Below are 11,773 nucleotides of genomic sequence, written 5' to 3'. Positions count from 1 at the left end.
CTAAGCTTTCACCACCCAAGTAAATCCAGGGCACGGTGTAGCTCCCCTCCTTAGCCAAGGAGGGGCCGGGGGTGGTTGTATGAAATCCCTTCCTTATCAACATTCCAGAAGTCCACCACCCAAGTAAATCCAGGCCACGGTACAGCTCCCCTGCTTGGCCTGAATAGAAGCCGGTTAAGGAAGGGAGCTAAATATCGAACCACCCCCAACCCCTCCTTAGCCAAGGAGGGGAGCAGATCGAGGCGTGGCAACACTCTGTCGCAGGCATCTGTATAAATACTCCTACTGGAGCTTGATTATGGCAACTACCTGAAAATAACGTAACAGTTTCAGGGTGGGGAGTTCTGGGCAACATGCGGGAAATTAAAAGGTCGCCGCCCACCCAGGTTAATAATTCTATTTTCCGGGAGTTGCCTTACCCCAATTAACAATTAACAATTAACAATTAACAGATAACAGATAACAATTAACAGATAACTAAGATGCGCGCACAGAGATGTTAAACCTTGAACACCACCTGGGTGGACTGTGCATAATCGTCGAAATAGACCTTGGCCCGGACGTCAAAGACGCGCTCCAGGTTTTGCGGGGTGAGCACTTCTGTAGTCGGGCCGTGCAGCAGGATTCGTCCCTGCTTGAAAAATATAATATGGCTGCAGAAGGCTGCAGCCAGGTTGATATCCTGAAACACGGAAAAGACCGTGGTCCGGGCCTGCTGGTTTTTTTGCCGCACTAAGGACAGAAGGTGCAGGCCGTGTTTGATATCTAAGCTGGCCGTGGCTTCATCCAGAATGAGCACCGGCGTATCCTGAACCAGGGCCCTGGCGAAAACCACCCGCTGGCGCTCACCACCGCTCAGCTCAGTAACCATCCTGTCCTGAAATTTTTCCAGGCCGGTCTTCTGCATAACCTCCCGGACGATATCCAGGTCCCGGCTGCCAGGAGAGGCAAAGCGCGGCAGAAAAGGATATCTGCCCATGAGCAGCACCTCCAGGACCTGGAAGGGAAAGTTCAGGCGGTAGTCCTGGGGAACTAAGGCCATTTCCTTGGATATCTGTTTCCTGGAGTATGATCCCAGGGGGCGGCCGTTATACTCTACCATGCCCTGCTGCGGCACCCTGTGCCGGATGAGCAGGTCCAGCCAGGTGGACTTGCCACTGCCGTTGGGACCCAGGATGCCGTATATTCTGCCCGGAGGCAGGTCAATGTTTATATCTTCCAGGATGCTGGTTTCTCCCAGGGCGAAATGTACATCTTTCATGGAAAAGGCCATACTCTACACCCTGAACTGCATCTGGCGTTTGCGGAAGATATAGCAGAAAAAAGGCCCGCCAATGAGGGCTGTAAGCACCCCAATGGGCACTTCCGCCGGAAGCATGGTCCTGGTCAAAGTGTCCGCGGCCAGAAGAAGCACCGCCCCGCACAAAAGGCTCACCGGCAAAAGGCTTCTGTGCTCCGGTCCGGTTAGAGAGCGCATCATGTGCGGCACCAGAAGGCCTACAAACCCGATTATCCCGGAGATGGATACGCAGACCGCGGCCACCAGGGAAGCGGTTATCAGGAGGATAATCCTGAGCTTAGTGGTGTCCACGCCGAGAGACGCCGCGGCCCGGCTGCCCAGGCAGATGAGATTTATATCCCTGGAATAAAACATGAAGACCATGAATCCCAGAAACACCATGGACGAAGTCAGGATAAGCTCCGGCCAGGTGCTGGAGGCAAAGCTGCCCATGAGCCAGAATATTATCACCGAGACCCTTTCCTGGGCCAGGTACTTGAACAGGCTTATGCCGGCTGAAAGAATGGCGCTGACTATCACTCCGGACAAAATAAGATTGTTGGAGGACAGTCCCCCGGCCGTGGCCGAAAGATAGACCACAAAGAGAAGGGTCAGGCATCCGGCGATAAAGGCGAACAGGGGCAGGGTGTAAAGCCCAAGGAACTGCAGGTTGAAAAGCAGCACCAGGGAGGCCCCGAAAGCCGCTCCGGATGATACCCCCAAAGTATACGGGTCGGCCAGGGGGTTCAGCAGAAGACCCTGGAATATGACTCCGGCCAGGGCCAGGCCCGCGCCAACAATGGCTGCGGTGAGTACTCTGGGCAGCCTGACCTCGAAAATCACGGTGTAAACCAGCGGGTCTGCCTGGAGCAAAAGCTCCTGCTGCCCGGTGATCTTGTAAAAGAGCATCTGGAAAGTGGTGGACAGAGGCACCTGGACGTAGCCCATGCTTACCGAGGCGATGATCATGCCCAGAAGCATGAATGTCAGGGTAACGAGAAGTATGGATGTCCTTATGCGCATAAAATATTGAAGATAACCAGCCTTCTTTTCTGTCTTCTGAAATAAAAAAACCCCGGGCCGATTGTTGTCGACCCGGGGATGTCCCATTTTCATCCGCGGCATCATGATCTTTTTTTGCCGATTGTCCGGCCCGGCAATTCTTCAAGAGGTTCAGGCAGGTCTTCTGACTTCCGGATCTTTCTACTTGCCGCGCCTTCCCGCCCCGCACTTACTTTTTTCTTCAAGGAAAAAACACCCATAGAAAAGTAAGTGCGGGGCAGTGGCCTGAATGCGGCTTTGGTCCCCGGTTACAGCGGTGGGTCCGTCCCTGACTTGCACAGGGTTCCCTGTTAGGCGCAAAGCGCACCCGAACCTTCTTCTCCGTCAGGTGAGCGTGCATCAGCAGCTGGAAGCTGCCTTTGCCGGTACCTGCTTCAAGTGATTTATCCTGATATCTTGAACTGCAGGTGAAGTCAAGAAAAGGAATCTGCTGAGAAAACGTCACTCAAACCTCTGGTTTTATTTTAAAAAATATTCACAGTCATTTACTGGAGATTTATCTGTCCAGAATTAATCAGCAAACTGACGCCGTCCCGGTCTGCAGGACAGGTAACAGAGGACAGGGTATCGTAAGATAAAAGGATTATGTCTTTCCACTTGATATCTCGGGTTTTTTTTCAGTCCGTATGTATTCCGGTCTGTTCAGCGGATTGCTTTTACTGGCTTTTTTTGACATTATTTATATAATCGCCATGAAGCAAAGGCGCAGGGAAAATCTCTGCTGTCTTGTCCGGGGCAGGCGGGGAGTCGAGTGTCAATATAACTGAACTGAATTTTGTAGTTGCTTGTAAACAGGCCGGTCCCGGCCGGAGACGATGTAGAACCGATAAATATATCAAAACTGTGGATGAGTCCATGAACAAGCAAGCCTCCTGTATCAGCAAAGAGAATCCTTACTGTGAACTTGCCCAGTCCTATCTGGACTGCATACGCGGGTCCAGTCGCAATGAAGCTGTCCGCCTGATCCTGGACGCAGTGAACCGGGGAGTGGATATCCAGGATATATACATGTATGTTTTTCAGCCGGTTCAGTATGAAATGGGCCGGTTGTGGCTTGCCAACCAGATAAGCATTGCCCAGGAGCATTACTGCACCGCTGTAACCCAGCTCATCATGTCTCATTTGTACCCCAGGATCATGACTTTTGAAAAAAACGGACTGTCCATGGTGGCCTGCTGTGTGGGCGGGGAGCTGCACGAACTGGGCATCCGCATGGTCACGGATCTTCTGGAGATGAAGGGCTGGGATACTTATTACCTGGGGGCCAACATGCCCGAAAAAGAAGTGGTCAGGTCTGTTAAGGATCAGAATGTCCATCTTCTGGCTGTATCAGCCACACTGACTTCCAACAGGCCGAGGGTGGAGGCCATTATAAAGGAAGTAAGGCAGACTCCGGGACTGGAAGGCGTGAAAATTATGGTGGGAGGCCATGCATTCCTGCAGGAGCCCGGAGGATGGGAGAAAATCGGAGCAGACGGAAGCGCAATGGATGCTGTGCAGGCTGTTGAACTGGCCTTCAGTCTGTGCTCCTGAACCAGCCAGATGTAGATCAGGATTTGAATCAGGATGATAAGCTATGCAGAACTCACTTAACTGCCTGGCCATAGTCTGTGAAGCCTCGGGCAGAATACGGGAAGTCCTGTACAACGGCCTCAAGGACATGGAAAACGCTGCAGGTGACTTGTTTTTTCATGATATCCTTCATCAGGATTCCATGCAGAAGGCTGAAAATTTCTGGAAGCAGCTGGACGAACAGGGACTGGCCTTAAACTGGGAGCTCAACGTGCAGGTCAATGGTGAGATCTGTACCTTAGACTTTACCGGGGTCAGGGTGCAGGATAACATGGTCATCACGGCCGGAGACAGCAGGGACATTCTAAACGATCTTTACCAGGAGCTGTTGAAGGTCAATAACGAGCAGACCAATCTTATCCGGGAGGCTTACAAGAAGTATTCCACCCAGGCCAGAGAGCAGCAGTTCATGGAAGAGGGAAACACCGTTCTTCAGGAAATGACCAGCCTGAACAATGAACTGACAAATGCCCAGCGCGAGCTTGCCCGGCAAATCGTGCGCCTGGAAAAACTCAATTCTCAGAAAAATTTTTTCCTGGGCATGGCTGCTCACGACCTGCGAAATCCTCTGGGGTCCATAAAACTTTACGCAGAACTGCTCCAGGAAGACATGAAGCACCAGTTGAGCGAGACCGGTGCCGGCATGCTGGATAAGATTCAAAGCCTGAGCAGGTTCATGCTGGGGATGGTGGAAGACCTTCTGGACGTGACCAAGATCGACAGCGGTCAGATAAATCTGCAGCTGGAAAATGTCCGCCCCGGCCGGGTAGTGCAGGACGCCCTTGATCCTCTGCGGATGCTGGCAAGGGAAAAGGATATTTCTCTTAATTGTCATGTTCTGGAGGATCTGCCCCAAGTCAACCTGGACGTGGCCAAGTTTACCCAGATGGTGACCAACCTTTTGACCAATGCCATAAAGTACTCCCCTTCAGGCAGTACCGTGGATGTCAGGCTGTATACCAGAGACGGCTACCTGGTGCTGGATGTGTCCGACTACGGACAGGGTATACCCGGTGAAGAAATGGACAGGCTCTTTGCAGAATATCAGACCACCAGTTCCAGGCCTACCCAGGGAGAGGGGAGCGTGGGCCTTGGTCTGGCCATCGCCAGAAGACTTGTGGAAGCGCATGACGGCACAATAGAAGTGCAGAGCAGTCAGGGGGCAGGAACTACATTCACCATAACTCTGCCCATGCACCTCAAGTCCGGGCATGATGCCCTGCACAAAGAAAAGAAGACCATCGAGCAGAAACCACTGAATTTTTCCGGCAGGATCCTGGTGGCGGAAGATGAGCCCATGAACCAGACCATACTGGCCAGATACCTGGATAAGATGGGTGTGGAATACAAACTTGTGGACAATGGGCAAAAGGTGCTTCAGGCCCTGCAGGAAGACAGCTTTGACCTGATTCTACTGGACATTGTCATGCCTGAAATGAGCGGCATGGAAGTACTGCAGAGGCTTCGCACCATTGAGAAGGAACAGGGCAGGGAAAAGCTGCCGGTGGTGGTCATGAGTGCCCTGGATCATGAGGAACAGGAAAATTTTCTGCAGGCGGGGGCGGATGATCTGCTGCCCAAGCCTTTTAATTTCCAGCGGTTACAGCGGGTTCTCGGGTCAATTTTAAGCCCTGAAGCTGGTTAGGTTTTTTGGGGGGCACTCCTGATGCAGGAGGAAAAAAGTTAATATGAACGCCAATGCAAAAGAGATCATGGTTGTAGAGGATGATCCCGTGACCATGATGCAGACCTCCAGAGTGCTGCAGGAGGCCGGATACAACGTCTTGAAGGCCCCCACCGGAGAAAAGGCCATGGAAATGGTCTATAACAGAAGGCCTGCCCTGGTTTTGCTGGATGTGATGCTGCCGGACATGGGAGGCCTGGAGATATGCAGAAAAATCAAATCAGACTCCCGGCTGCAGGGAACTTATGTGATAATGTTTTCCGGTGTTCAGACCGAATCCGATGACAGGGCCCAGGGACTGGAGTCCGGAGCTGACGGATACCTGGTGAAGCCGGTCAGGACAAGGGAGCTTCTGGCTCAGATCGAGGCCATGCTGCGCATAAGGTATGCCGAGATGAGGCTGGATGAAGACAGAAGGTGGTATGAAATGGTCCTGAACAGCATCAGGGAGCTGGTTCTGTGCATGGACCATGAACTGACCATACTCTGGGCCAATCAGGCGGCGGCGGACAGTCTCGACATGAGGGCCGAAGAACTCATCGGCCGCAAATGCTACCATCTGTGGAACGAAAATGATAAGCCCTGCCGCAAGTGTCCGGTCACCAGGTCTCTGGAAAGCAAGAGCCCGGATCATTCCATCGTGGATACTCCGGACGGCAGGATATGGGAAGTGCGGGCTTATCCGGTTAAGGACGAGCATGACAGGATGCTGAGCATAGTTGAGGTTGCCCAGGACATAACCGATATGCAGAAAAGCCGGCAGGCACTGGAGAGAAGCGAAAAGCTGCTCAAGGAAGTAACCGCAAATATGCCCGGAGCCGTGATTCAGTACCAGGTCCAGGAAGAAAAAGGGCTTTTGCCTCTGTTTGTGAGCCGGGGAGTAACTGAGCTTCTGGGGGTCACCCCGGAAGATATCCTGAAGGATCCGGTCAGGCTGTGGGACAATGTTCACCCGGATGACTCAGAGCAGGTGAGCTCAAGCATGGGCGACAGTCTGAACAGAAATGAACCATTTCATGGGGAGTTCCGGGTGCTGGACCGGGACAACTCCTATAAGTGGCTGCGCATAAGTACCGTTCCCTACAGCGATGTCCGGGAGAAAATGTGGTACGCCATGATTTCGGATATTACCCTGTTGAAGAAGGCCCAGGAAGAGATGGCGTACAGGGCCATGCATGACTATCTTACGGAACTGCCCAACCGGGAGCTTCTGCTGGACCGGCTGGAGAGGGCTTTTGCCATGGCTTCGCGCTACGGGCACAAAGTGGGGGTTGTCTTTTTTGATCTCAACTCATTCAAGCCGGTCAATGATCTTTACGGTCATATGGCTGGGGACAAGCTTCTTTACCAGGTGGGACAGCGCCTGCAGAAGTGTGTACGCAAAAGCGATACAGTGGCCCGTTATGGAGGGGATGAGTTTGTAGTAGTTCTTGGAAGTATCAGCAGCAGTCAGGATGTCCTGCGGGTGGCCCGGAAAATATCAAGTGAGATGAGCAGGCCTTTTGTGCTGGAGGGGGTGGAGATTCACCAGGATTTCAGTATGGGGATCAGTATATATCCCGATGATGCCGCTGACCCTCAGGAACTGCTGCGCCTGGCGGACCAAAGCATGTACCGGGCCAAGAAAGATCCAAAATCATGTTATGCCTTCTGCAGCGGATGAGGATCCAGAACTGGCGGAACCTTATCCGCTGCATTCAAGCTATAGAGAGAAATCAGTTGATTATTTCCCAGGCCCCGTCGTCCCTGCGGCAGGCTGTGCCGTAGGCCTTCTCGGTTTCCCCTCCGATCTGCACTTCAGTGGTGTATTCCCGGCAGTACCGCCCGTCATCCCTCTGATATGTCTCAGTGGGGGTCACGGCGTAATCCGTCTGTGTATCGGGGTTGTGCCACTGGGAAGTGGTCCCTGTGGGTTTGGTCTCCAGGGTTTGATTCATGTTGCGCCGGTCCATCTCATCCATGCGGTCCATGTAGCTGCCCACATATCCTCCCAGGGCAGCGCCCAGAAGGGTTCCTCCGATGATGGCCGCGGTCTGACCGGTGCCCTTGCCGATCTGGGAGCCGATTACTCCCCCGCCGATTCCGCCCAGAGCCGCCCCGCCCACAGTATGTTTCTGGGTGGTGCAGCCCGCCAGCAGCATGGCTGCCAGGGTCAAGACAACAAGATAACGCATGATAATATCCTCCAGGGGTCTTAAAGTTGATAACAGGCCTCTTGTTTAAAAAAACAAGTATCGCTTTAAAGTTTATATTAGCTCATGCGGGTGTGAAAGGCAATGGGAATATGCGAATTGCCCTGTTCAAAAAGTTTATTGGCCCGGAATCAGTCCATAATCTGACGGGTCTTGGTGATGTGCATTTTTTCCCGGCCCAGGTCTGAAAAAATGCTTTGCAGGATAAAAAGTGGGCTTAAATAGTCCTTTTCCCAGGTAAAAACCACTTTCAGGCTGCTTTTCTCCCAGTGGGAATGTTTGTGGTATGAGCACAGGTCTTTTGTGGAGAGTCCTTTTTTGGTCTGTTTTTGAACCAGGAATTCAGGCGCGGACCTGTAATTTTCCCAGGTGGTCATTGCTTTTTGCAGGTCTTCCCCTGACAGGTCCAGTTCCACCTGGAATTCTTCCTGGATGGACTGGGGCTGCCTGCGGCCCTGGCTCAGGTGTTCTAAGGCAAAGGCGTGCATGCCCCGGGGCAGTTCATTGTTGAGGCTGTTCAGGAGGTGGCTGCTGTCTAAGTGTTTTCTCAGGTAAATATTGTACCATTCCTCCAGGCTGGACACCCCTACGGGCAGGGCCCGGCCGAAGGCTATTACCGGGGCGGGCCTGAAGCCAGTGGAAAAGCTGAGAGGCCAGCCCGCCCGGCGCATGGCCCTCTCCAGCAGAGACTGCAGCTCTAACTGGCTCAGGTAGATGCACAGCCCGGTCTTTTTATACCAGATGCGCAGGTGGGCGGTTTTGGGGCTTAAGTCTTTCTGTTCCAGGAGGTTAGAGTCAATATCTTCAGTATCATGTTCCTGATCCCGGAAATCCCGGTTCAAGACATTGGAAATGGATGGGGTCTGGCTTACTTTGCGCAGGCTGGAAGGCCTGGATTTTTTGTCGCAGACACCGCACATGCGGCAGGCGTGATAGCGACAGTCCTTGCTGGTCCGGGCCTGACGGCCCCTTCTGGCTTCGGTCAAAAGGTATCTTCGCTCCATGCCGCTTTGCAGGTGGTCCCAGGGCAGTGGTTCATCAGTGTCCCTGGCCCGCAGATAAGTATCCGGGGAGAGACCGCTTTTATCCATGATGTCCAGCCAGGGCTCAAGGCGAAAACAGTCGCTCCAGCTGGTAAATGTCTCACCCCGGGCGTAGGCCCCGGCCACCACCTGCGAGAGTTCGCGGCCTCCCCTGGAAAATATCCCTTCCAGAAGACTCATCTCCGGATCGTGCCACTTGAGGTTCAGAGTTCTGCTGGTCTTGAACAGGTCTTTTAAGCGGAAGATCTTTTCACGTATTTCAGACAGCCCAGCCTGGCGCTCCCATTGAAAAGGGGTGTGGGGCTTGGGCACAAACGGGGCCACCGAGGCGGTGACCTGGGGCTTTATCTTCCGGGAACGCCCGGTTTCCAGGACTTTCTGGCAGAGATCCCTTATGCCTTTTAAATCATCATCAGCCTCAGTGGGCAGCCCCACCATGAAGTAGAGCTTGACCCCTTTCCAGCCCAGGTCAAAGAGATGACCAGTGTGCTTGAGTAGCTGTTCTTCCGTGATGCCCTTGTTGATGACCTGGCGCAGGCGGCTGGTTCCGGCTTCCGGGGCCAGGGTGGCCTGGGTTCTGCGTATGCGCGACATGAGCTGCATAAGCCTTTCATTGACTGAACCTACCCGCAGGGAAGGCAGGGCCATGGCCACCTGTTGCTGCTGGCAGCGGGCAAAGCTCCTGGTGAAAAGTTCCTCCAGGGCGGAGAAGTCACCGCTGCTTAGAGACAGAAATGAAAGCTCTTCCAGGCCTGTGGCCAGAAGCCCCTGCTGGACATCCTCCAGGATGCGGGAGATGCTTCTTTCGCGCACCGGCCGGTATATGCTTCCGGCCTGGCAGAAGCGGCACCCCCGGGTGCAGCCCCGGGCGATTTCAATGCTCAATCGGTCGTGGATGACCTTGCCGTAGGGCACAATCTGCCGGGTGGGAAAGGGGACCTGGTTGAGATCAGTTACCAGGCTTTTAGTAACCTGCCTGTAATCCTCTCGCAGCGGGGTCAGGGGCAGCCCGGGACCTTTAAAGAATCCGGGCACGTACACCCCGGGGAGTTTTTTTAGGGTCTGCAGCAGGTCCTGCCTGGACATGCCCTGCTGCCGGGCAATTTTGACCTTCTGCAGTATGTCCAGGATGACTTCTTCGCCGTCGCCCAGGACCATGAGGTCAAAAAAGTCAGCCACTGGCTCGGCATTGAAGGTGGCTCCGCCACCGGCAATAACCAGGGGATGAGCCCCGCTTCGCTCGTGAGCCTTGAAAGGCAGTCCGGCCAGGTCCAGCATATACAGGATGTTGGTATAGCAGAGTTCGTGGGTCAGGCTGAAGGCCAGAATATCCAGTTCCCCCAGGGGGGTGTCAGATTCCAGGGTGCAAAGTGGGGTGTTCTGCTCCCGCATGATTCCGGCCGCTTCCAGGGACGGGGAGAAGACCCTTTCGGCGTAGTACTCATCCTGGTCATTGATACGGTGATAAAGTATCTTCTGGCCCAGGTAGGACATGCCCACCTCGTAAACATCGGGGAAGGCCAGGCCCATATGCACAGATGCACTGCGCCTGTTCTTGTGCACGCTGTTGACTTCCTGGCCAAGATAGTGACTGGGTCTGGGTAGAAAAGGGAGAAGTTCTTTCAATCTTATGCTTGGTGTTTGGGGTTTGATTAATCTAAAACCCGTCTTCCAGTCCGGGGCTGACCAGGGCGGGATAAGTATCCGCTTCCACTACGGCAGGCGAGGGGGCGTTGAGTACGTTTACGGTGCGGCCGTTTATCTCCAGGCGGTTCTGGGCCAGCCATTGTACGGCCTGGGGGAAGATCCTGTGCTCCAGGGCCAGGATGCGCGAGCCCAGGGATTTTTCATCGTCCCCGGCCAGGGCCGGAACCGCAGCCTGGATAATGATGGGACCGTGATCCATTTTTTCATCCACAAAATGGATGCTGCACCCGGAAAGCTTGACTGCGTATTCTGCAGCCTGCTTCTGGGCATGGACTCCGGGAAAGGCCGGCTGGATGCTGGGATGGATGTTTAATATGTTGCCCGGAAAGGCGTTTATCAAGACCGGGGTGATGATGCGCATGAATCCGGCCAGGATTACGCCGTCGGCTCCGCTGTCCTGGATCACCCGCACCAGGGCGGCGTCGAAGTCTTCCCTGGAAGGGTAGTCTTTGTGCTCAATAACCGTAGTGGACAGGCCGTGCCTTTCGGCCCGCTCCAGACCAGAGACTCCTGGTTTATTGCTTATGACCCGGGTAATGCGGGCATCCAGAACGTTTTGCTCTATGCGGTCAATGATGGCCTGCAGGTTGGACCCTGAACCGGATATGAGAACTGCTATTTTGTATGGCATATTGTATTCCAGGCTTTTATTGGTTTTCCGCTTCACGCAAGCGGCGCATTACGCGATCCCAGTCCACTGAAACCTCAGGTACGGCCATGCAGCGGGTGGTGTCCTTGAGTTCCATTACTTCCGGCTTGCCGTATGCATTGTCTTCCAGCCTGTAAACCATGACCAGTCCGTCAGTGGGGTGAACTATCCAGTATTCACTGACCCCGCTTTTTTCGTAGAGCTCGCGTTTGCGTATCTGGTCATGCCCGGCAGTGGACGGGGAGACGATTTCGATTATCCATTCCGGTGCTCCGCGGATGTTTTTTTCCCGGATCTTGTCCGGATCGCATACGATGACCAGGTCGGGCTGGACCACAGTGTCGGTTTCCTCGTCGGCTTCCAGACCGCGGGGCAGAAGTACGTCCACAGGTGCCGGCAGCACCCGGCAGGAGGAGTCTTCGAGAACTTCATCAATCTGCCGGGCCAGTCCCAGAAGGATCTGCTGGTGAATTATAAGCGGAGCCGGAGTCATGTCGTAAGCAGTGCCGTCAATGATCTCCAGACGCTTGTCCGGGGGCCAGTGCAGATAGTCCCGGTAAGTAAAAAATTCCTGTTCATGTCTGG

At 53.9% G+C, this 11,773-nt stretch carries 9 protein-coding genes and 1 riboswitch; of the genes, 3 read left to right on the top strand and 6 right to left on the bottom strand.

The window, feature by feature from the left end; translation table 11 throughout:
* Nucleotides 1-499 precede the first annotated feature (499 nt).
* Entirely contained in the window at nt 500-1,273 is a 774-nt protein-coding gene (locus D5S03_RS03405; protein ID WP_287042674.1) for an ABC transporter ATP-binding protein, read from the bottom strand.
* A gap of 3 nt (nt 1,274-1,276) precedes the next feature.
* Nucleotides 1,277-2,302, bottom strand: coding sequence for a FecCD family ABC transporter permease (locus tag D5S03_RS03400; protein ID WP_287042673.1), 1,026 nt, complete (start codon nt 2,300-2,302; stop codon nt 1,277-1,279).
* A 136-nt stretch (nt 2,303-2,438) separates the two neighbouring features.
* A riboswitch (cobalamin riboswitch) is annotated at nt 2,439-2,667 on the bottom strand.
* A 529-nt stretch (nt 2,668-3,196) separates the two neighbouring features.
* Between D5S03_RS03400 and D5S03_RS03395 the strand changes: the two genes are divergently transcribed.
* From D5S03_RS03395 to D5S03_RS03385, 3 genes are read left to right on the top strand one after another with little or no spacing between them, the layout of a single operon-like run.
* Nucleotides 3,197-3,874 (top strand): cobalamin B12-binding domain-containing protein, encoded by a 678-nt coding sequence (locus tag D5S03_RS03395; protein ID WP_008871144.1) that lies wholly within the window; start codon nt 3,197-3,199, stop codon nt 3,872-3,874.
* A gap of 43 nt (nt 3,875-3,917) precedes the next feature.
* Nucleotides 3,918-5,558, top strand: coding sequence for a hybrid sensor histidine kinase/response regulator (locus tag D5S03_RS03390; protein WP_287042672.1), 1,641 nt, complete (start codon nt 3,918-3,920; stop codon nt 5,556-5,558).
* 43 nt (nt 5,559-5,601) lie between these two features.
* A complete protein-coding gene (locus D5S03_RS03385) occupies nt 5,602-7,260 on the top strand; it encodes a GGDEF domain-containing response regulator (protein WP_287042671.1) in 1,659 nt (552 codons plus the stop codon).
* Between the two features lie 52 nt (nt 7,261-7,312).
* On the opposite strand, the gene D5S03_RS03380 is transcribed toward D5S03_RS03385, so the two are convergent.
* The 4 genes from D5S03_RS03380 to D5S03_RS03365 form a co-directional block, all read right to left on the bottom strand.
* Entirely contained in the window at nt 7,313-7,771 is a 459-nt protein-coding gene (locus D5S03_RS03380) for an RT0821/Lpp0805 family surface protein (protein WP_287042670.1), read from the bottom strand.
* 149 nt (nt 7,772-7,920) lie between these two features.
* Nucleotides 7,921-10,458, bottom strand: coding sequence for a TIGR03960 family B12-binding radical SAM protein (locus tag D5S03_RS03375; RefSeq protein WP_287042669.1), 2,538 nt, complete (start codon nt 10,456-10,458; stop codon nt 7,921-7,923).
* Between the two features lie 31 nt (nt 10,459-10,489).
* Complete coding sequence (gene purN / locus D5S03_RS03370) at nt 10,490-11,170, bottom strand: phosphoribosylglycinamide formyltransferase (protein ID WP_008871139.1); 681 nt, start codon at nt 11,168-11,170, stop codon at nt 10,490-10,492.
* Between the two features lie 16 nt (nt 11,171-11,186).
* A partial coding sequence (locus D5S03_RS03365) for a Uma2 family endonuclease (RefSeq protein ID WP_287042668.1) occupies nt 11,187-11,773 on the bottom strand: 587 nt, incomplete at its 5' end.

The sequence above is a fragment of the Desulfonatronospira sp. MSAO_Bac3 genome (assembly GCF_003838035.1).
In the GTDB taxonomy this organism is placed as follows: domain Bacteria; phylum Desulfobacterota; class Desulfovibrionia; order Desulfovibrionales; family Desulfonatronovibrionaceae; genus Desulfonatronospira; species Desulfonatronospira thiodismutans.
This window is presented reverse-complemented; position numbering and strand designations above follow the sequence as displayed.